General features: G+C 34.2%; 18 protein-coding genes. 7 read left to right on the top strand and 11 right to left on the bottom strand.

Annotated features, from left to right (window positions below):
- Positions 1 to 111: 111 nt before the first annotated feature.
- The 3 genes from CH354_RS11390 to CH354_RS11380 are packed head-to-tail and all read right to left on the bottom strand — an operon-like array spanning position 112 to position 6,288.
- Positions 112 to 2,028: a 7TM-DISM domain-containing protein gene (locus tag CH354_RS11390; RefSeq protein WP_100727104.1), complete on the bottom strand. Its 1,917-nt coding sequence runs from the start codon at positions 2,026 to 2,028 to the stop codon at positions 112 to 114.
- On the bottom strand, positions 2,028 to 2,687 hold the full coding sequence (locus CH354_RS11385; protein WP_100727105.1) for a response regulator transcription factor: 660 nt from the start codon (positions 2,685 to 2,687) through the stop codon (positions 2,028 to 2,030). Before CH354_RS11385 ends, CH354_RS11390 begins: the two co-directional genes overlap by 1 nt.
- Positions 2,677 to 6,288 carry an adenylate/guanylate cyclase domain-containing protein gene (locus tag CH354_RS11380; protein ID WP_100728458.1) on the bottom strand — a complete coding sequence of 1,204 codons (3,612 nt, stop codon included), beginning with the start codon at positions 6,286 to 6,288 and terminating at the stop codon, positions 2,677 to 2,679. Before CH354_RS11380 ends, CH354_RS11385 begins: the two co-directional genes overlap by 11 nt.
- 319 nt (positions 6,289 to 6,607) lie before the next feature.
- Between CH354_RS11380 and CH354_RS11375 the strand changes: the two genes are divergently transcribed.
- On the top strand, positions 6,608 to 6,796 hold the full coding sequence (locus CH354_RS11375; protein ID WP_100727107.1) for a hypothetical protein: 189 nt from the start codon (positions 6,608 to 6,610) through the stop codon (positions 6,794 to 6,796).
- Between the two features lie 122 nt (positions 6,797 to 6,918).
- The gene (locus CH354_RS11370) at positions 6,919 to 9,186 is read left to right on the top strand and encodes a fatty acid desaturase (RefSeq protein ID WP_100727108.1); all 2,268 of its coding nucleotides are present in this window, start codon (positions 6,919 to 6,921) and stop codon (positions 9,184 to 9,186) included.
- 23 nt (positions 9,187 to 9,209) lie between these two features.
- Here the strand turns inward: CH354_RS11370 and CH354_RS11365 are convergent, their stop codons facing one another.
- Entirely contained in the window at positions 9,210 to 9,776 is a 567-nt protein-coding gene (locus CH354_RS11365) for a TetR/AcrR family transcriptional regulator (protein WP_100716642.1), read from the bottom strand.
- A gap of 309 nt (positions 9,777 to 10,085) precedes the next feature.
- Here CH354_RS11365 and CH354_RS11360 point away from each other — a divergent pair, with 309 nt between their 5' ends.
- Positions 10,086 to 11,570, top strand: a complete 1,485-nt coding sequence (locus CH354_RS11360; RefSeq protein WP_243396055.1) for an NADP-dependent isocitrate dehydrogenase — start codon at positions 10,086 to 10,088, stop codon at positions 11,568 to 11,570.
- 71 nt (positions 11,571 to 11,641) lie between these two features.
- On the opposite strand, the gene CH354_RS11355 is transcribed toward CH354_RS11360, so the two are convergent.
- Positions 11,642 to 12,241: a hypothetical protein gene (locus tag CH354_RS11355; RefSeq protein WP_100727144.1), complete on the bottom strand. Its 600-nt coding sequence runs from the start codon at positions 12,239 to 12,241 to the stop codon at positions 11,642 to 11,644.
- A gap of 167 nt (positions 12,242 to 12,408) precedes the next feature.
- Between CH354_RS11355 and CH354_RS11350 the strand changes: the two genes are divergently transcribed.
- Positions 12,409 to 13,626, top strand: a complete 1,218-nt coding sequence (locus CH354_RS11350; protein WP_100727109.1) for an FAD-binding domain-containing protein — start codon at positions 12,409 to 12,411, stop codon at positions 13,624 to 13,626.
- Between the two features lie 3 nt (positions 13,627 to 13,629).
- Here CH354_RS11350 and lsa20 read toward each other — a convergent pair whose 3' ends face one another.
- The 3 genes from lsa20 to CH354_RS11335 all read right to left on the bottom strand — a co-directional run bounded on the left by lsa20 (position 13,630) and on the right by CH354_RS11335 (position 16,709).
- On the bottom strand, positions 13,630 to 14,238 hold the full coding sequence (gene lsa20 / locus CH354_RS11345) for an LIC11469 family lipoprotein adhesin Lsa20 (protein ID WP_100727110.1): 609 nt from the start codon (positions 14,236 to 14,238) through the stop codon (positions 13,630 to 13,632).
- 22 nt (positions 14,239 to 14,260) lie between these two features.
- A complete protein-coding gene (locus CH354_RS11340; RefSeq protein WP_100727111.1) occupies positions 14,261 to 15,733 on the bottom strand; it encodes an NADase-type glycan-binding domain-containing protein in 1,473 nt (490 codons plus the stop codon).
- Between the two features lie 64 nt (positions 15,734 to 15,797).
- Positions 15,798 to 16,709, bottom strand: a complete 912-nt coding sequence (locus CH354_RS11335; protein WP_100727112.1) for a thioredoxin domain-containing protein — start codon at positions 16,707 to 16,709, stop codon at positions 15,798 to 15,800.
- A 102-nt stretch (positions 16,710 to 16,811) separates the two neighbouring features.
- Here CH354_RS11335 and CH354_RS11330 point away from each other — a divergent pair, with 102 nt between their 5' ends.
- From CH354_RS11330 to CH354_RS11320, 3 genes are all read left to right on the top strand, one after another.
- A complete protein-coding gene (locus tag CH354_RS11330; RefSeq protein ID WP_100727113.1) occupies positions 16,812 to 17,276 on the top strand; it encodes a DUF3592 domain-containing protein in 465 nt (154 codons plus the stop codon).
- Between the two features lie 139 nt (positions 17,277 to 17,415).
- Positions 17,416 to 18,240 carry an ankyrin repeat domain-containing protein gene (locus CH354_RS11325; protein ID WP_243396054.1) on the top strand — a complete coding sequence of 275 codons (825 nt, stop codon included), beginning with the start codon at positions 17,416 to 17,418 and terminating at the stop codon, positions 18,238 to 18,240.
- A gap of 207 nt (positions 18,241 to 18,447) precedes the next feature.
- On the top strand, positions 18,448 to 18,831 hold the full coding sequence (locus CH354_RS11320; protein ID WP_100727115.1) for a hypothetical protein: 384 nt from the start codon (positions 18,448 to 18,450) through the stop codon (positions 18,829 to 18,831).
- Between the two features lie 82 nt (positions 18,832 to 18,913).
- Here CH354_RS11320 and CH354_RS11315 read toward each other — a convergent pair whose 3' ends face one another.
- The 3 genes from CH354_RS11315 to CH354_RS11305 form a co-directional block, all read right to left on the bottom strand.
- Entirely contained in the window at positions 18,914 to 19,582 is a 669-nt protein-coding gene (locus CH354_RS11315) for a DUF2461 domain-containing protein (RefSeq protein WP_100716651.1), read from the bottom strand.
- 294 nt (positions 19,583 to 19,876) lie between these two features.
- Positions 19,877 to 20,212, bottom strand: coding sequence for a hypothetical protein (locus CH354_RS11310; protein ID WP_100727116.1), 336 nt, complete (start codon positions 20,210 to 20,212; stop codon positions 19,877 to 19,879).
- A 21-nt stretch (positions 20,213 to 20,233) separates the two neighbouring features.
- Positions 20,234 to 20,503 (bottom strand): hypothetical protein, encoded by a 270-nt coding sequence (locus CH354_RS11305; RefSeq protein ID WP_100727117.1) that lies wholly within the window; start codon positions 20,501 to 20,503, stop codon positions 20,234 to 20,236.
- Between the last annotated feature and the right edge of the window lie 247 nt (positions 20,504 to 20,750).

The raw sequence follows: 20,750 nt of genomic DNA, 5'->3' as shown, positions 1-20,750 counted from the left end.
GTGGTTAAAAAAACGATAATATTTTGAATCTGTTACCAAATTAATATTGGAGCCAATTTATAGCAACCTTATTAAACTTTTTTTCATTTAACAAAAGTTTTTTGAGTCTTTTTAATACTGATTGGAACGATTTTGAAGGCTTTCGGCTGGAAAATGAATCTTAAGATGATAAAACTCATCCAAAATTTCGACTGTAAGATTTCCTTTTAATTGGTTTAATCTTTGTTTGATACTTTTTAACTCTAACTTTTCATTAGGTGGTAAGATCGATTGATTTAGTACATTTCTTTGGTGAATATGGAATTCACCTCCATTCAGATCCAAATTCCAAATTGAATCACCCATCCCATATTTAATGTCATTTGTGCAAACTTCATATAACAAATAAAAAAGATTCAGAAAAGAATTTTGATTATTCCCAATAATCTTTACCTGATTAAAATAATTGGTAAACTCATCGGATGTTGAAAAATCAAATTCTCTTCCTACATCCGAATACCTTCTTAACAAAGTTAAGTGTAACCCAGTTACAAAATTTTCAAATATCAGACTAAGATCCTCAATATAAAGAAGTTGATTTCGGAGTGAATAAATAGTGGATACCACTCGATTGTATACTACATCTAATTCGGAGTTGATTTCTGTTTGTGTCTGAGTTAAATTTCTTTTTTTCTCCAAATATACTTTTAAATCAGTTAGATTTGCTCCCAATTGGTCGTGAACCATTAGCTGTAACTCGGCTCGTTGTTTAGACAATGCATTGATTGACTCTTCATATAAATGCCTTTCAATATTTGCTCTCGATTCTATCGCAAAAGCAAAATATTTGCTCAAAGAAGCAGATTGGAAACCTACATATAACAAATAACCGCTTATCAAATACAATCCGCCCTGAACTCCATAGTAATTAAAAAATATAGCCAAAAAACAAAATATGCCAAGAGCAAATAATGCAAGTGCCATAAAATAAAGACCTTGGGCCTCCTTTCTAAAACGATATAACAAATAAATTGAATAACCCATAAACAAAGAAAGATACACAAGAATATATACAAAATTTAGATAAGTTTGAATCGTTCTCGGTGCCAAAGGTGTGAATAGAGCAATCAGTGCACCAATATAAAAAGTATAATTGATAATCAAATTTCGATATGATTTGAAAAGTTCATTTAAGAACATCATCGAAAACAAAAAAGTAATTATATTGATATAATGTAACAAAATCGATTGGAATAAAAAACTTTGAACAGGAATAAAATATTCATATAACTTAGAATTTAAAAAAGGAATTCTAATTAAAAATGAAAAACAAACAACAGAAAAGTATAGAAATGCAAATTGTTTTGTATTCTGAAAATAAAAAAACAAATGGTATAAGGCGGATGCAAATATCAAACCAAACACAAATATTTCCGCCATCAAATTCTTATTTTTGAATATTTGCATTTGTTTAGGGGATGCGATTAAAAATTCACTCCTAGGTCCTCCATGGTAAAAATCTTGGTTCGCAATTTGTAATACAATGTCCAATTCAAGATTGTTAGTGATAATATCAATCGTAGAGTTGGTACGATCAGGAATCACCTCCTTTGGATTTGCAGAAACCTTCCCTTTTTCTTGTACTAAGTTGCCATTGATAAAAACTTTAGAAGATGTATGTAAATGAGAAAAATATATAACCAAATGTTTTGAAGTCGTTTCTTTCTGAATTTTAATTCGTTTTCGATAAGTAGCATAACCCTTTTCAGAGAATGTTTGGTTACCGAAACGTAAGTTAGTCCATGGCCGAAAATCAACAATGTAGGGCTTTAATATAGTTTGATTGGAATCAAAATCGTTTGGATCCAGTAACTGATTCCAATAAAATTCCCAACTGGACGATAAATTAATGGGAATTGAATTTTCCCAATCGGTTCCTGACAAATCAACATAAGAATCAAACTGATTTTTCTGTGGCAGTTTTTGATAACAATTCAATTGTATTGCTATCACTAAAAGTAGTATAAACCATCTTATAATCTTTATCATTATAAAATAGAATATTCTTGCACTTTCATAGCCAATTCAGATCGATTATGAACTTGTAGTTTTCGATAAATTGATTTCACATAACCTTGGACTGTGTGTTCACTTAGGTTTAAAAATTTTGAAACAAGAGGAATTGTTTTCCCTTTTACCAATAATTCTAAAATTTGTTTTTCACGATCAGTTAAATAAACCTTTGGTTTATCGAGTGGTTTTCTAAAGCTGGAAAAAACTCTTAAGGCAATTGTAGGAGTGATATAAGCACCTCCCTCTAACAAAACATCAATGATACTTTGGATTTGTCCCAGCTCTGATTTTAATAGATATCCCAAAGCTCCGTTTTTGATGGAATTAAAAATCATTTCATCGGAATTCATATTCGTTAACATAATCACTTTAATGTTTTCGTTTTTTTCCGATAGAATCTTAACAACTTCGATCCCATTGATCCCAGGCAACATGATATCTAAAAACAAAATATCAATACTTTTGAGTCGAGGATCCCTTAGTAAAATTTCTCCAGTTTGCCAAGTTAGAATTTCAGAAACGTTTTTTAATTCAGAAATTCGATCTTTTAATTCACCTAAAAAGTATTCGTCATTTTCTAAGATTCCAATTTTGATTTGATTTTTATCTTCAGGCAAATCCGATTTATGCGACATTCTCTGTAGTCCCTGCTAATGCTTCATAATACTTCCAAAATTGTTCATTGGGAGTTCTTTGGTCTTCTGAAAGTGAGAATTCTTTCTTTAAGCCGATTACATAAAACATTTCCACCTCCCCTTTATTTTTGGCATTGACCTTTCCTCTATATTCGCATTCAAAAACTTCCTTGATCATATCATATGTTGTTCCGCTGACATTAATTTTTCCTGGTGTTCCGGAAGATTCCATTCGAGAGGCCGTGTTGACTGTATCACCCCAAACGTCATATGCAAATTTTTTTTCGCCGATCACACCAGCAACAAGTGGACCAGAATGGATACCCAAACGCAATTCCCAGAATGGAAGCCCTTGGTCGGCTTTAATTTGTTTCATTAAATTCATAAACGCTTGGATTTCCAATGCAGCGAGTACGGAATCAATTGCATGTGTTTGATTTTGTTTCGGAATGCCACCAGCACACATATAACTATCGCCAATCGTTTTTAATTTTTCAAGTTTGTAACGCTCTGTGATTTTATCAAACTGAACAAAACAAGCATCCAAATCACGAATCAGTTCCTGCGGTGACAACACTTCTGCAATTTGAGTAAATCCCTTAAAATCAGTAAACATCACACTTACATTTTCATATAATACTGGTTCGGTGGCACCTTTCTCTTTTAATTCTTGTGCAATATCGTGAGGCAATATATTAAGAAGTAACTTTTCGTTTTTCCTTCTTTCTTCCTCAGCAATATTTTTTGAAACTTCCAGTTCTTTAAATAGAGTAGAACCATAGATAATCCCTGCCAATTGTTCAGCAAGAATTGATAACTTAGATATGTCTTCGACACTCAAATCAAGTTTTGTTTCTGAATTTGATAAATCCAGAATTCCCACTACTTCACCATTTAAAATCATAGGAATAAAAATAAATGAACGAATGTTACAAATTTCTTGGACCCACTTGTCATCTTCCGAAAGCCAACGTTCAAAACTTCCTATTCGATCCGGTATATAAATTGGTTTTTTTCTTCTAAGGGCTAATTCATGTGCACCTTGCCCTCCCTTAACAGGAATTTTCATCTCATAGATGCGTTTCTTTTGGAATTCAGTGACATTATCAGGAACTTCCATGTCAACGAAACGCAGATATTTTTTTTCTCCATCAGCAACTAACAAAGAATAATACATGATGTTAAAATTTTCTTTAACATACTTATGTACTTTTTTCATGATCAAATGAATATCCATTTTTTCATTCAAATTTTTGATCAAATCGTTGAGAGCAAGGATATCTCTTCTTTGTTTTTCGGTTTCCCTAAGTAGATGTACCCTTTGGATCACACCAGCTACCTGAGCGCAAAGTCTTTCGATAGATCTAGCTTCAGATTTTGAGATATTCAATCGATCCATAAAGTTAGAAAACAATATGATGCCGATGGTTTCATTATTCAAAACTAAAGGAACGTGCAAAAACGAATTTGCTTTTGCTTTTTCTCCAATTCGTCTATCAATTTCAAATTCGAATCGTTTGACTTGAGGAAGTAACATGCTTTTCTTTCGTTTCCAGACTAGATATGCAACTCCTCCAGATACATTCAATGGAATTCGTAAATCATTTACAAAGTTTCGCTGTTCTTCTGAAGTCTCAATGAATGCCTCAGCATACACACTTTTGATTTCCTCATTTTTTTCATCTAATAATAGCAACCAAGTTGCTAAAATCCCATATTTTTGATGTACATAATTTGCAATCGCATTGATGATTTTGGGTAACTCAGATTCAGAGTTAATTAAATTTGTTAGATGATTAATAGCTTCAGTTTCTTTTTTTGCATTTTCGGATTTGAGTAATGCATCATCTGTTTTAATTTTTTCTTCTGCTAGTGCTGCTATTGTTCTGTCCAACCTCACTGCCGTAGAACGTAAAAAAACGAAAGAAACAAGATAAAAGGCTAAAGCAATCGGAGATGCCACAAAAAATGCATGGTATATCGCAGCACTTAAAGGAAATTCATGCACAAGATTTAATACATAAAAGGACATCGATATTGGTATGAAAAATAGGATCATAAGAGAGACTCGATTTCCAATCAATGTGGCTTGACCTGAGGTTGGGATAGCTCCGAGTTTGATGATAAACAACGCAATCATTAGTGCGGGAATGAATTGTAATTCTCCAAATGTATATATTGGGATGCCCATTGTTGCAGGTAAATTGAGTATGATAAGTAAGTCTCCAAAAAGTAAAGATGCCACTATGAAGTTTGCCATCTTACTGTGCCTTTCCTTACGAATTTGTGTCCAATCCTTCAGAAATATGGCGATTCCCAAAAAACCTAAAATCCCAAATAAATTAAGGCCGATTCCGCCTGCAGAAATCCTTGTAAAGGGATGTTCATAAAACCCACTAAAAAAATAGGGAGTCCAAACAATTACGGATAAAACTAAAGATACTAGATCGACGACTCTAACTATCTTGGGTGATTTTTTATTATATAACGCATAACAAAAACGCAAATGAATTCCAGGTGTAAAGATGAAAAGAGTGTAAAAGATTTGTTCAATTCTTCTTGAGACAACTAGTGGTATGTCAAATTTAATGATCACCATTACGATGGTAAACGTTCCTGCTAAAAAGAAGGATATTGAAGCCAACATATTTAATTTTTGATCTGGGTTACTGCCTGCAATATAAATCGCCAAAGCAAATACAACTACACTAGAAAGAAGTGGGACTAAAAAATATGGACGGCTATAAGCTGTTAACTGAACATTGGGATGGAAATAAAAAGAAACAAGATATGCAATCAAAATGAGGACAGTCGTGATAAATCCTGACAAAAAATAAAATAATCCTCTTTGTTTGAATAACAGGTCGTTCAAATTCAAAAAATCTGATCGAAAAATTCCATATCCTAAAATTGATAGTGGAATAAATGCAAAACTACTTAGTGGGAATACCGAATAACCAACTAAACTAGGTAAGTTGGTGATTACAAGTAATCCACAGATATGTAAACCTAAGAATAATATTTTATTTTCTTGGAAATCGGATCTATGTTTTAACCAAAAATGGATCGATGCTGGACCAAAAGCAAAAAGATAGTTGATAGCAGAAAATAGTCCCCATACTTTTAGAGGAGTTTCAGCTATCGGATACTTTCCAAAAGAATAAATAAACCATTTTTCACTAAAATCGTAATGAGTTAATAATCCATAAATTGCAAAACTGACAGTGAGGATTGATATGATCCCGGTAAAAAATAAAATGCGATAGTTTTTATTCGTTAAAAAATAAGTTAAAAAAGAAGCAGCAGGCGATAACAATACCACTCCAACATAACCTATACGATTCCAAAACAATATGGTGGATTGATCTTGGACAACAGCTCGCATAAGTAATGCAAAACCCAATGAAACAAATGAAAAAGTAAAAATAATAAACGAATAAAGTAGAGGACGATTGTTCGTTCTCTTGATGGCAAGAATTCCAAGTATTGTAATTGCTAATCCAACAAACATTGTAAAAAAATTGGGAACAGCCCATGGAAGTTTATACCAAAAGTATTCAATGGCTGAGGGATGATTGGATAGTTCAGGAAGGGGGATCATGAAAGCCTCAATGGTATTATCAGTTTTGCCCGCAAAACAATTGTATTTGCGAAGAATCTGTCAGAGCCTTTCAAAAATGATTCCTTTGGAAATTAATATTTTATCAAATGATCCCCCCTATTTAGGGGGTTTTTGTTCATTGGATTTTTAGAAACTACTGATTTCAATTGTGCCATCCATTGTTATTTTGGTATTAGGAAAACAAAACGACTTACTTGGTTCCTGGTGATACCATCACTCATTTCACTAACAGCCATTATACCTTAATCGAATCATCCTGTATCTTCAGAGACGGAAGATACAGGAACAAGTTGGCCAAGTGTTCGAATTTCTAATCGATGCCAGCGACCATCCCGATCCAGAAGTTGTTCTTCTTCCCCTCTTCAATGGACCCAGTGTTCCTTCCCGAGGCCATTGGGAGTATGAGAAACCCATTGTTATCCCGTTACAGAAAGTAGGATCCGCCAATGGAATTGAAAAACGATCGGGATTCTCTGGAAAAATCTGAAATTTAATATTTGACACAATTGACTCAGTTTATTTATAACGAACGTGCGATATAAAATGTGAGCTTCCCCCAAGTGGTAAAATTGGCATTTGGATCCCATCACATGGAAAAAGGAGTTGGATATGTTTCTCTTAAACCGAATGGGCAAACAAAAGAAAGGGGTTACTCGTGAACCTTCCTCCAATACCAAACACATAACAATCAATGGAACCAGAATTGAAGCCCTTCGGAATGAAAACATTCTGAGTGCAGCACTACGGCTAGAAATCAATTTTCCAAATAGTTGCCGGGTAGGAGGATGTGCAACTTGTAAGTGTCAACTTATGGATGGGAAGGTGAAAGAACTCACCGAAACTGGGTATTTATTATCAGATGAAGAATTGGATAAACGTTATATCCTTGCTTGCCAAAGTATCCCCCAAACCGATGTTAGTGTACGAGTAGAAAACAAAACTTCTTATTCAGGAACAGTCATACAACAAAAGATTTTAACTGATGAAATCTGCGAAATCTCAATCCAATTGGATACAAAACTTTCTTTCAAAGCAGGCCAATATGTTTCCCTGTCGATTGAAGGTATGGACGCAGAAAGAAATTACTCCATCGCAAATGCACCCAACCAGAAACAGATTGTTAAGTTTATTGTACGTAAAGTTCCCAATGGAAAATTATCAAATTACATTTTGAATGAAAATTTACTGGGAAAAAAAGCAAAACTCAAAGGACCATTTGGCAATTTTTATCTTAGAGATTCCAAAAAACCAATTCTAATGGTTGTTGGAGGTAGTGGACTTGCGCCAATCCTTGCTATGTTAGAGGAAGGAATTTTGAAAGGCACCAAACGGCCGCTCACCTTACTTTTTGGCGCTCGTAAAAAAGAGGATTTATACAAGATCAGTGAAATCAAAAAAATTCAAAAAGTTTGGAAAGGGAAATTTACTTTTGTTCCTATACTTTCTGAAGAACCAGCTGGTAAAAGTTGGAAAGGGGAAAGAGGTCTTGTCACATCAAAAATCAAAGACCATCTAACAAAATCTTCTGAAATTTATTTATGTGGACCTCCACCAATGGTTGATTCTGCGACAAATGAATTGCTAAAACTGGGAATTCAAAAACAATCAATCTATGCCGATCGATTTACAACCATCGATCATAGTCTAAGTTTGCAGATCGATGACAAAAATAGTAGATACAAAGCTGGTTTGTTTGATTATCTAAAATTCTTTTTGTTTCATGTTGTAGGACTCTCATCGGTTGTTAGTATCCTAATGGGAGGTTATTATACTACCATTGGATTTTTTTCCTTACTCTTGTTTTATCTTGTTGGAGATGCAATTTCAGGTGATGACAAAAATACTCCCAATTATACAAAACCTGAAATTCTAACCTTCCAACTTTGGATGGCATTACCTATCTTAACTCTTATCTTTTTTTGTTCCATTTGGACTGTGAGTCCCACTGATACTTTTGGTTTTGGAGCTTGGTTAACACAAATAATCGGATACGATTTTAATTTTGCAAAATTGAATACATCTTCCCTTGTCCATGTTTATGCGATCATTTTTACTGGTTTGATGATCGGACTCGTTGGAACCATTACTGCACATGAATTAACCCATCGAACTTGGGACCCAATTTCCATGTTCATTGGCCGTTGGTTATTGGCATTCAGTTTTGATACCATCTTTTCGATTGAACATGTGTATGGTCACCATCGTTATGTTTCCACTACAGAAGACCCTGCCACTGCTCCTCGCGGTAGGAATGTATATTACCATATCCTTGTTTCCACCATCAAAGGCAATATCAGTGCTTGGAAAATTGAAGTTAAACGTTTGAAACGTAAAAATGTTTGTACATTATCATACCACAATGTTTTTCTAAGAGGGCATCTGATGAGTGTTTGTTTGGTTGTGTTAGCGTATTCACTTGGCGGAACCCCTGGTATGTTCTTTTTTATCCTTTCTGGATTATTTGGGAAAAGCCTTCTTGAAATTGTAAATTATATGGAACATTATGGAATGGTTCGATTGCCAGAAGAGCCCGTACAACCAAGACACTCTTGGAATACAAACAAACGAATTAGTTCTTGGACAATGTTTAATTTAACACGCCACAGCCACCACCACGCACAAGGAGAAGTTCCTTACCAAGATTTAAGACCGTATCCCAATGCACCTATGATGATCAGTGGTTATTTGACAACGATTGTAATCGCGCTCATACCACCTTTATGGAATTATCTGATGATACCAAAGGTTAAGGAATGGGACCAAAAGTTTGCAAGCTCCGAAGAATTGGAACTGATAAAAATTGCAAATCGTAACAGTGGAAACTCAGAGTTTCTAAACTCAAATCACAATCAATCACTCTTACAATCGAAAGGATGAGATAGTAAAAAAATTAAAATGAATTACGATTGTTTGGAATCCCAAGTGAGTAAATCACCCAAATACCTTAATCCTTCAAACAGATCAATCCAAGGAGTGTGTTCGTCCCCTTTGGATTTTAAAAATAAAACTCCGACAAAAAAAGCAAGGAAGGCTTTACCACCCTTGCCTTCTGTTTCTTTTGGAAAAAATCGATTGAGTGCACTTTCATAAGCAATAAAAGAATCTTCTACCAATTGTATTAATTCTTTAGATTCGGAATGTTGTCTTTTGATATCAACAGCAAGTAACATCAAATTCAAAAAATGTCCTTCTTTTCCTGAAACAAAATTCACGATATCGATAATACTCGTCGTTTCTTCCGATAACTTTTGGATTGCCTCTGCATCTGTAGTCACTAGATGTTTTGCCATTGAAGAAAACAAGGCTTCTTTTGTTGGAAAATAATGATACAACGTTCCCGTTGAAACACCCAGTTCTTTTGCAAGTTCTCTCATCGAAACAGAAGCTACCCCTTTGGAGACAAAGATTGGTAGGGATTTGGAAAGTAACTCCATTCGATACAAATTATGATCTACAATCTTTGGCATAAAGACCACCTAAGCTAATCTCAGAATCGATTTTCCATTGAGATAAATCCATTTCCAATGGCCTTTAAAAATCGACGAGACAACAGGGTTATTTTAATTCTACGCCAAAGAACATCAAGCGAGAATCTTCTCTTAAAAAATTACCACTTACACTCACTTCGTTCCGCATAAAGTCACATTCAAATTGGATTATGGTACCATTTCTTTCAAAACTTAATTTCCAGAAATTTTTTTAGCAACTTTTGATGCTGAAACTGTCTAATATACGAACCATAATTCACGTATTTAACTACATATCAGGAGCAGAATATGCCTACAACGATGAAAGAATCAAATACAAACAAAGCGGAAGAGAACAAAGAAGCTGTTGTTACTCTGATTGAAGGAGATGGAATTGGACCTGAGATCATCCAACAAACAATCCGCATTTTGAATGAAGCAAAATCTTGCCTACAATTTGAAAAAGTAGAAGCTGGTTCATCGGTTTATTTATCAGGCATACTCTCTGGAATTGCTGAAAATGCTTGGGATACGATTCGCAAGTATCCAACTATTTTAAAGGGTCCGATCACCACTCCCAGAGGGAAAGGATATAAAAGTTTAAATGTTACCATTCGTAAAACATTAGGATTATATGCAAATGTTAGACATGCCAAAACATATGATCCCTTCATCGCAACGAATCATCCCAATACCGATATAGTCATCATTCGTGAAAATGAAGAAGATACATATGCAGGAATTGAGCACCGCCAAACACTTGAAGTTACACAATGTTTAAAATTGATCACAGTCCCTGGTACTGAAAAAATTGTGCGTTATGCATTTGAGTTCGCAAGATCAAATGGAAGAAAAAAAATCACATGTATGGTAAAAGACAACATCATGAAAATTACAGATGGGTTGTTTGCCAATATCTTCCAAACTGTCGCGAAAGAATACCCTGAAATTGAAGCAGAAAGTATGATCATTGATATAGGCGCAGCATTACTCGCCAATCGACCCCAAAAATTTGATGTGATTCTTGCTCCGAATTTATACGGTGATATCCTTTCGGATATTGCAGCAGAGGTTACAGGTTCTGTTGGTATGTGCGGATCAGCAAATATAGGAGATTTTGTGTCGATGTTCGAAGCTGTTCATGGCAGTGCACCTGATATAGCAGGCAAGAATATTGCAAATCCAACTGCCGTGATTAAAGCTACCGTCATGATGTTAACACATTTAGGCAAAACGGAAAAAGCAAAACTCATTAGGAATGCAGTCTTAAAAACAATTGAAGATGGTTACCGAACTGCTGATGTATTTCAAAATCAAAAAAATACAACACTTGTTGGAACAAAAGAGTATGGAGACGCAATCATTGATAGGCTTGGAAAAAATCCGGAAATACTTTCTGCAAGTGAACTTGTAAAACCAAAATCATTCACTCTCAGTTTACCTACTCAAAAAGAAAAAAAAGAATTAGTGGGAGTTGATATTTTCTTAGATATACCTAGTGATCGTGATCCAGATGTTTTAGGAAAAAACATTGAGGTCATCACCGAAAACTTTTTACATTTAAAAATGATCACAAACCGAGGAGTAAAAGTTTATCCAAAAGGACAAAAAGAAACATTTTTAACTGATCATTTTCGATGTCGATTCATATCACCTAACGGTGGAAAAATCCAACATAAAGATATTACAGCCGTTCTAACCTTACTCGAATCAAAAGGATATGATTTTATCAAAACAGAAAATTTGTATGAGTTTGATGGAGTTCCTGGTTATTCCTTGGGACAAGGAGAATAAGTAGTATTACGTTTCACAATGAAACCTTAAGTCACAAATCATCTGGTGACTTAAGGTTTGGGAATTTTCTACTATTTTGACTCAAAAAGTTTTTCTAAAGGTAAAAATACATCACGACTGATTCCTAAAGGCATATAAAACTCAATGTGATCTACAAATTTAGCGGAACCACCATACACTTCAATTGCAACTGATGTTTTCCCAGATCCATTTGTTAGCATTTCCTGAAACTTCGGATAAACTTTTGTAGGGGCAAGGAAGTAAGAGAATACATTCTTAAATGGAAACGTGGTCGTTAGACAATCAGATTGTGGAATTTGGAAGGTAACAAATTTTGATTGAATTGATTTGATTTGGTTTTCAGTAATTCCTGACATACGACATCCCAAAATTGATCTTAAGTTTTCAGGAGGAGTGCCTGGTGGATCCAAATAAATTGCCAAACTATTACATTCAGTAATCCCAATTGATTCCCATTCCTTTTGGAATTTTTCCCAACTCTGGTTTAAATTTTGATATGGACCTTTATGAGTGTAAATAAAGACCTCTACTGGTCCGAAGGATTGGTCTTTCACTTCAATAGTTTTAAATCCACCCATATATGCATAAAAAGAAATACCGATAAAGATAAGTATTCCCAATACAATGCCAATTGTTTTCATCAATTTCATTTGATTCCCTTTTTTATTCCGATGATTTTTTGCAAATGAGACGGAGATTGCAAAAGTTGATCTTGTGTTTTTTTTCTTTTTTGTCAATAAATTTTGAAATCCAATTTGTTAGCTCTGTCTAAACAATATTCGTATCTCTGATTGAATTTCGGGAATCCAGTAACCTTTTGAAAGTTTCCTTTCCAACAGATCCAATTTCCATTCAAAAAAGAATCCAATCAATCGATCCAGTCAAGTATGGTAGTTCAAGAAACTATATTGATGGAGAAGTTTCATTATTATCACCTTACATTGCGAGAGGATATATCTCCACCAAACAGATCTTCGAACATGTATCTTCCTTGGAATACAAACCATATCAAATTACAAAATTTGTTCAAGAATTAGCCTGGCGCGATTATTTTCAGCAAGTTTGGCGAAATAAAGGAGAACACTTATTTCAAGATTTAAAACAAACACAACCAGGAATAAGGCACTACAAAATTCCGAAATCAATTTTAAGAGATCATGTTCAAACTGGAATCCCAGGGATTAACAGAGAGTTAAACGATTTTTACGAAACTGGTTATCTTCACAATCATGTAAGAATGTATATTGCCTCACTTGTGTGTAATATTGGTGGTGCCTACTGGAAAAAACCTTCAGAATGGATGTATTATCATTTGTTAGATGCAGATGTAGCAAGTAACACTTGTAGTTGGCAGTGGGTTTCTGGTTCATTTAGTTCAAAAAAATATGTAGCCAACCAAGAAAACATCAACAAATACCTAAAAACGAATGACCATGTTACTTATTTAGATCGTAGTTATGAAGAAATCCTTGAATTCAATATTTATCCCAAAGAACTGGAGGAATTATTTGATTGGGACTTAACGTCTGTTTACCGAGAAACTGAAAATTGGATCGAATCAAAAATTTGGAACCCAAATCCAGATGAACACATATATTCCAACTCAAATCCAAACTTCCCTTTGGATTTGGATCCTTCGTTACCAGTGTTAATATATGATTTTTACAATCTTGATCCGAATTGGAAAAAAGACATTCTAGCAAATCGTATTTTTATGTTACGCCCTCATTTTTTTAGAAAGTTTCCTTCGTCTCCCAAAACTATGGATTTTGTATTTGCTCTCGCAAAGAATATACCAAAAATCCAATTTTTTTGGGGTGAATGGGAGGATCTACTACGCCAATTAAATTCAAAACGGCCGGAAATCTATTGGAAAGAACACCCAACTAACAAAGAATATATCGGTAAAGAAGAGGAAAGAGATTGGATTTTTTCTGAAGTTACAGGATACTATCCTTCCTTTTTTGCCTATTGGAAAAAATGTGAAAAAATTTGGGATCGTAAAAATTTACCGAACCAACCAAATTTGTTTTAAAAATCAATCCATCTCACTTGGGAGAGATTTACTTGCACTTTTCTCAAACTGTAACATTCTTTCTTTCGTAATGCCAATTAAGTTATGAGTTAAGACCAATGTATCTCCCAAAAAGTCAGGTGCAAGACGGATTTCAACGACTCGGTACCAAGTTTCTTTTGGTGGTATCGAAAACGCATGGTTTACACATAAACATTTGAATTTAAATCCAAAACTATGTTCCACTGGCATCGCGGAGTGTGGTGCTGCAAAAAAATAAACAGGGTTTTCTGTTGGATTCTTCATCACCAATAAAAATTGTTTTTTTGAACCGGGTTTTAAGACCAATTGTCCATTCGGAATTGGGTCACCAAAGGGAGCGCGTTTTCCATCTTGTACAGTACCAGTTGTCCAGAGTGCTAAAGTTTGTGCTCCTCCAGGTTCTCTAATTTCCATTTCCAAAGGTAAGGAAGTGTATGCCCACCTAACATCAATTTTCACTTTGTTAGATGGGATGGGATTGGTAACAACAACTTCGTTGTGTTCATGAATCGCTGGATCTACTTTTTCCTCACAGGAATGAAACAAAAGTATCAAACCAAAAACAAAACAAAGTATAAGTCGTTGTTTCATCCTAATCAAACCGAAATCCTTACTACTCTAAATTTAATTCCAATGTTGAGAAATCTAGATTATCTGTTTTTTTAGAATTGATTAGATAAAACTGTTTCCCTTTCACTTGTAAGGTAACAAATTCTTGGAAAATTTTCTCAGTATTATTTGGATCGGGATTTTTCACTAAGTTACAATCCCTTCCACACCCGTTACAATCTCCGCCACCATAATCTAAGAAGTTTGTAAACGTTTGTTTTCGTAAAAACCCAAAGATACGAAGTTGGATTTTTCCAGGATTCATCTCTTTCACTTCATAATTTCCTAAACCATAAAACCGATTTGAACTTTCCTCTCCGGCATCATAATTTGTCCTAGCTGTTGAACCTTCTAAAAAGAATGTCCCATCCGAACGCAATCGAATTGTCCAATCAGAAGAAGTAGGAGGATCCATATTCTCTTCCATCGCTACTTGGTTTTCTGCACCTGCAGGTTGGTCGACAACTGCTTCATCACCTGAAACTGCATAAACTTCTCTACCTGTTAAACCTCGATTCAAAACCATACGAAGTGAAGATTTTGAAAATGAATCAAAATTCTTTGCAGCAGTGTCTTTGGATTTTGGAAGAGTATCCATGGCAAACCAATCACCATCATGACCAAAACGAAGTTCTGATAACACAATTCCTTTCTCTGTCAAACCAGGATAAATCTCTTCCACTTTCATTGTTAGTTTTTTACCTTTAAAAGTTGAAGGCAGTTGGATTTCTTGGCTACCCATTGTATCTTCTACATTGATTTTAGCGGAATAACCATCGTCACCAGTTAATAAAAATGTTTTGACTCTACCATTTTTGATACAATGGACATCGGACCTTTGGTAACCATTCCAAACTTTAATGACAGAAATCTTTTTTGTATCCGCAAAATCAAAGTTAAATGTTACGCCAACTCCACCTTTGACTGATGCATATCCATTTTCATATTTCGAATCAAATAGATTCATTACAGAATATGTTGGCTCAGGTGATGCAGTTTCTGATGCAGTTACTGTTCCCGAAACAATTTCTGGTGTATAAGTTCGATATGCTTTTTTGGCATCATCGTAAAATTTGACTGCCTTTAGGCATATATTTTGGTTTCTTTGAAAATTCAAAGTCACCGATCTTGCTTGTACAACTGGATCAAAAATAACTTCCGAGTTCGATTTTTCGATGTCCGTACTTGCATACACTTCATCAAAGTTTACATAAGCAGCCACTCGGTCTTTAAATTGTCCATTACAAGATTCGATGGATACTTTCGTTAATGGGAATGCATTGTCTGCGTAAAAATGCAATTTAACAAATTCTGCACCTGGCTCAGCCTTCCATTCTTTGCCATCTAACACCAAAAAGGGGAGACCATTCTCCATAGATGTGGATGTCACCATTGAAAAATGGAGTTTTTTCCCACAATTGACAGCGAATGTCACCATTAGAATCAAAACAAAAAATAGACTGGATTTGAGTTTCATTATTGGTCCTTTGAAAATGTGGATTTAAAAGAACCCATTGTACGGAAAAAAGGCAAGAAATTTTTTATGGGGACGTATCTTTTAGAACCCTTTCCCAAGTATCTTGGTTTAATGCACCAACAACCCATTTACCATTCACCCAAAATGTAGGGATTGAAGTGACTCCAAGTTTTTTTGCTTCTTCCAAGTCCTTTTTGACTAGGTCTAGGTATTTTTTTGTTTCTCTTCGTGAATCACATTCAGACCAAATACTCGATTGGTTGGGTATTGGAACTTCAGACTTGATCATCGTTTTTGCATTGGCATAAAGGTTTTGCATATGTTCTGTAAAATGAACTGGATCATTTTCCCACAAACAACGTGACACAACGAGTGGTGCTAAACTTTGGTCTGTATCACCATCCAATGGAAAATCTTTATGGATATAATGAATTTGATTTTTGTATTTTGTTAGAAGTTTTTTCGTATGAGGGAAGGTTTCTTTACAAAAACTACATAAATAATCGCTCCACTCGATAATCACCCATTTTGAATTGGGTTGGCCAAATTGAGGTGAGAATGAAAGATTTATTTTGGAAAGTAAACTTGCTCTTGATTGGTCAAAAGGTTTTTGTTTTATACTTATATTCGTTTTTTGAAAGATACGACTCCAAACAATGCGGATACGAATCATTTCGCGCAAGCGATCAATTGCATCTGTATCCTGTATCGAACTTCGTAACTGTTTTTTCTCCGAACCCCAATAACGATTGATGTCCATTTCAGAAACAAGTTTTTTCTCAGTCTCCTTCCATTCTTGTAATGTATATTCAAGGCTCTTCGCTTTCTCATTCAATTGGTTTAAATGAATTTCTGAAGAAAGTGTTTCCTTAATCAACTCTTCAGAAGGTAAGGATTCTGGTAGATACCGATTTTCCGATATGGTTTCAGAACAAGAAAAAAAGAAGAAACATAAAATGACTATGGGCACAATCATAATCCTAAGATCTGTAGTAAATAGTCTCAAGTATTTTTGTATGCTGAAGATTGTTTTTTTGATTGAAAGGGGTAATTGTATCCATTCTGATGAGTCTCTTGTATGAAAATAAAAATCCTATCGCGCTTAGTGCAGTTGTTTGCTCTGTATCTCTTCTTTACTTCGCTTTATGTTAGTTTAGGCAAAATCATCACCATTCAAACTGGAACCAAAATATTTGGTAAAGTTATATCATCTTACAAAGAAACAGATTATTCTACACAAACAGGTAACAAACGTTACGGTTCGACCCACTACATCCTAAGACCAATTATCAAATACCAAGTGAATGGAGAAATATATGAATTTCATGGCAAAATTTTAGGGGAAGTGGGCAATCATTACCAAATCGGACAACCAGTTCCTTTATATCTCTCTGCAGACAACCCAGATTATGCCATTATCAATTCTTTTTACGAATTATGGTATGAGCCTTTAAGGAATTTACTCTTTAGCATTGTCTTGTTTTTAATAGGAAATTTTTTTGCCAAAATCCTTTCCAAAATAAAAGATACGATTGTAAATTGATTCAATCCAGAAACCCATTTGCATCGATTTTAAGGATCTGATACTTTCAAAAATGTTACCATTTAAAAATTTTCAAATCGGATTGGCAATTCTACTCTTTTGTTTCCTACCCAATTCAATTTTTTGCCAAAGCAAAGATATGGTTAAATTAGAATGGTATCATTATATCATCCTTTCTCCTGTTCTTGTCATCGACGCAGTTAAGAAAGGTTACCATAGTATTGAAAACCAAATCGACAACTTCCGCGAATTCCAAAGTTTACCTGAATTACACAAAGCAGTCATACAATCCGATCTAGATAAAATAAAAAAAATTGTTACTGCAGGTGCCAACCTAGAAGCAAAGGACAAAAACGGGGAAACTGCTCTATTCTATGCTCTCGATAGAAACCGAGTGAATATCGCACGTTATTTAATTCAAAATAAAGCAAATGTAAATGTTTTTAATATTCATGGACGCCACTTAATCCATCCTGCCATCAAAAACAATCAATATGATTTAATCAAACTTATGTTAGATTATGGATTAAAGCCAAATTTTGATGGGAGTGGACCTACGACCTTAACTCTCACAACAAATCTTAATCCTAACAATTTTAAACTCATTCGACTCTTTGTAGAACAAGGAGTAAATATCAATGCAATTGATAAAAACCACTACTCAGCCCTCATGTATTTAACATTAATTGAAAATCCAAATCTAGAAATTGTTTCCTACATGATGAAGAAAAAAGCGGATGTGAACGCCGAAGATAGTTCAGGCAGATCAATCCTTCGTTTACTCATTGAAAGAAGATCTCAGAATTTAAATTTAGTCAAAATCCTAATCAAAAATGGTGCAAACGTCCATTCCAAAGATAAAGAAGGACAATCAATTTTCGATTTTATCAACCAATACTATGATGATCCCAAAACCAATGAAATCGTTCTATATTTAAAAACATATAAAAAAGGAAGTCGATAGCACTCAATTAAATTGATCGATTCACCCATAGTGAATTCATAAGACAATCTAACTTTAAATTGGTGGATTAAAGATACTTACTTTTTCTGATCCATTTGAGAACGAATTTTTCCAAAGTTCATTTTAATAAAAAATCTTCTTAGGTTTCGCAAAAAATATTCTCGCTAAATAAAATAAGTATGCTCTCTTTGGTCCGAGGTATTTCTAATGAAATTGATTTTTTCAAATATCAAATGGATCATGTTAGTCTCTGGACTCATCACATGTTCAATGATTTTATCTGCATTACATCCTAACCTGGGTCTAACATTGACTTTTGGAGAAACAATGGATGGAAATTTAGCAAACATCATCGTTCGCAATTGGGGAGCACTTATTGCCATCGTAGGTGGTATGTTAGTGTATGGAGCATATCATGAACCAAATCGTAATTTAGTTCTAGTTGTTGCTTCTATTAGTAAAAGTATTTTTATACTTTTAAATTTAGTTTATGGACAAGCTTATTTAGCGAAATCAAGTCCCGCTTTGGTTTTTGACTCTTTATTGGTGATTATCTTCGTTTCCTATTTAGTTTCTAAATCGTCAAAATAATCATCCATCAGACTCAATAATTTTCTTTGCAAAAAAACGTGGATCATAGTGCCTCATGCTCATTAATGAGCACCTTGATCCTTTATTTTCGATTCATAGCTTGGTCCAAAAATTGATTCAGTGGATACACAAACCGAAACAATTTTACAAGATCCTCACTGCTCAGTTTAGAAGTTAAATCTCCATTCTTTAAATTTTTTGCCACTGCAAACCCCTTATACTTTAGGGTCTCAATCATAGGATGATCTTTGGCAAAACCTCTTGGAACCGTTTTTACCTTCTCTGCATAAAATTCTTTTCCAAATGTATCATAAAATTTCGCATCATTTATAATTTTTAGAAATCCTTTTGAATCGTTAGCAATTCGATCTCGAATTTTATATAATGATTGTGCATCGGGTTGGTAACAACCTCCGCCTAACAAAGAACCATCAGGTTCTATATGGAGATAATACCCAGTTCCATCTATCTTTCGATTCCCACCTCTCATAAAAATCCCAAAGTGAGTTTTATAAGGACTTTTATCTTTGGAAAAACGTACATCTTTATAAATTCGAAAGATACAAGATTTTGGATCTATACCTTTCACAGAACTATCAAATTTTTCTATCCCAGATAATAAGGCACCAGTATAGGATAATAATTCTTTTTGTATCTCGTCAAATCTAGATTTATTCTCTAAAAACCAATCTCTCTTATTATTTTTTTTAAGATCCGATAAAAATTGAATAACTTCAATACTTAATTTCATATCTATCAATTCCCTTACATAAATTTATTATTGGAATCAAATCCAAAATAATGAACTGAGACAAACTGTATCCTCTATTCTATGCAATGGAAAGAGGATCCCCTTTCCACTTCAAGTAAAACATAGAGTAATTAGTTTTCGAATTTCTCAATTGATTAAAAAAAGATTATTGTGGAAACACTACAATACAGAGGGTTTTGAAAAGGTAGAGATATAAATAAAAGAAAAAAAATTTGCCAAGTATTTAAAAAGGAAATTCACATAGGGAAAATTCCCTATGCAAAAGAAGTTAATTTACTTTTTCTTTCCAGCTGCTTTTTCAACAACGGGAGTTCCTTCTACATAAACACAATTCAAGAAAAGAAAAACTCCATGTTTTCCCTTGATTGTTACGTCTTTCAAACCAGTAGCACCCGGAGCATAACTCAAAGCATCACGCGCTGCTGCTGCAATATTTTGATTGTACCAAGTATTATTAAAAAGTGAAAAACCACATTCACGACCTTCTACTGTACCTGTTCCAACAACTTCTAGATTTGATGGAGCTTCTAAAGATACTTCTTTAAAATTTCCAACTTTATAGGAACAATTAACAACAAAAGCGACTGCTAAGATAGATAACCATTTCATATTCATATTTTTCCTTACCTATTATTTAAGCTTTCTAAGTTGTGCGCAAGCGGAAGTAAATCCTGATTCCCACTTTAAACCAACATTCTGATTTTTGACATTCCCTTTTGCTTTTGCATCTGCAAAAACATCGTCATAAATCCCGATGATTATCGTTCCACATTTTTCACCTAACACTGTATCCGATAATTCTGCTGAATCATTTTCTGCTGGTACTAAGTAACCTACTTTTCCAGCAGTCACACAATTTGACAGTAAAACGAGTATTCCAAATAGAAATATTTTTTTCATTTTTGTTCTCCTTAATTTCGTTATATGGGGTTATTATCTAAATCATGTAAAGAAAATAAATTAAGTATCTGAATTTCTTCCAGAGTGATTCCAATATTCGAAACTAACTTAGAAACAAAGGGTCAAAACTAACAATGATTTGCACATTGATAAGGTGAATCATGTTCTGAACGAACTGTCTCGATTCGCCTCACGTTCTCATCACACGAATAAAAAACAACTTTAGGCCTCAAAAGTAACAGAATTT

Origin of the sequence: Leptospira levettii, assembly GCF_002812085.1 — a bacterium.
In the GTDB taxonomy this organism is placed as follows: domain Bacteria; phylum Spirochaetota; class Leptospiria; order Leptospirales; family Leptospiraceae; genus Leptospira_A; species Leptospira_A levettii.
Note: the sequence above shows the minus strand (reverse complement) of the source record. Positions and strands in the feature narration are given on the sequence as shown.

What these genes read in the sequence shown, in the direction of transcription:
- CH354_RS11365 (WP_100716642.1), bottom strand. Translation starts at nt 9,776, where the DNA reads ATGCCAAAGATTGTAGATCATAATTTGTATCGAATGGAGTTACTTTCC.
- CH354_RS11380 (WP_100728458.1), bottom strand. Translation starts at nt 6,288, where the DNA reads ATGATCCCCCTTCCTGAACTATCCAATCATCCCTCAGCCATTGAATAC.
- CH354_RS11385 (WP_100727105.1), bottom strand. Translation starts at nt 2,687, where the DNA reads ATGTCGCATAAATCGGATTTGCCTGAAGATAAAAATCAAATCAAAATT.
- CH354_RS11320 (WP_100727115.1), top strand. Translation starts at nt 18,448, where the DNA reads ATGAAATTGATTTTTTCAAATATCAAATGGATCATGTTAGTCTCTGGA.
- CH354_RS11310 (WP_100727116.1), bottom strand. Translation starts at nt 20,212, where the DNA reads ATGAAATGGTTATCTATCTTAGCAGTCGCTTTTGTTGTTAATTGTTCC.
- CH354_RS11335 (WP_100727112.1), bottom strand. Translation starts at nt 16,709, where the DNA reads ATGATTGTGCCCATAGTCATTTTATGTTTCTTCTTTTTTTCTTGTTCT.
- CH354_RS11330 (WP_100727113.1), top strand. Translation starts at nt 16,812, where the DNA reads ATGAAAATAAAAATCCTATCGCGCTTAGTGCAGTTGTTTGCTCTGTAT.
- lsa20 (WP_100727110.1), bottom strand. Translation starts at nt 14,238, where the DNA reads ATGAAACAACGACTTATACTTTGTTTTGTTTTTGGTTTGATACTTTTG.
- CH354_RS11370 (WP_100727108.1), top strand. Translation starts at nt 6,919, where the DNA reads ATGTTTCTCTTAAACCGAATGGGCAAACAAAAGAAAGGGGTTACTCGT.
- CH354_RS11390 (WP_100727104.1), bottom strand. Translation starts at nt 2,028, where the DNA reads ATGATAAAGATTATAAGATGGTTTATACTACTTTTAGTGATAGCAATA.
- CH354_RS11305 (WP_100727117.1), bottom strand. Translation starts at nt 20,503, where the DNA reads ATGAAAAAAATATTTCTATTTGGAATACTCGTTTTACTGTCAAATTGT.
- CH354_RS11325 (WP_243396054.1), top strand. Translation starts at nt 17,416, where the DNA reads ATGGTTAAATTAGAATGGTATCATTATATCATCCTTTCTCCTGTTCTT.
- CH354_RS11355 (WP_100727144.1), bottom strand. Translation starts at nt 12,241, where the DNA reads ATGAAATTGATGAAAACAATTGGCATTGTATTGGGAATACTTATCTTT.
- CH354_RS11340 (WP_100727111.1), bottom strand. Translation starts at nt 15,733, where the DNA reads ATGAAACTCAAATCCAGTCTATTTTTTGTTTTGATTCTAATGGTGACA.
- CH354_RS11360 (WP_243396055.1), top strand. Translation starts at nt 10,086, where the DNA reads ATGCCTACAACGATGAAAGAATCAAATACAAACAAAGCGGAAGAGAAC.
- CH354_RS11315 (WP_100716651.1), bottom strand. Translation starts at nt 19,582, where the DNA reads ATGAAATTAAGTATTGAAGTTATTCAATTTTTATCGGATCTTAAAAAA.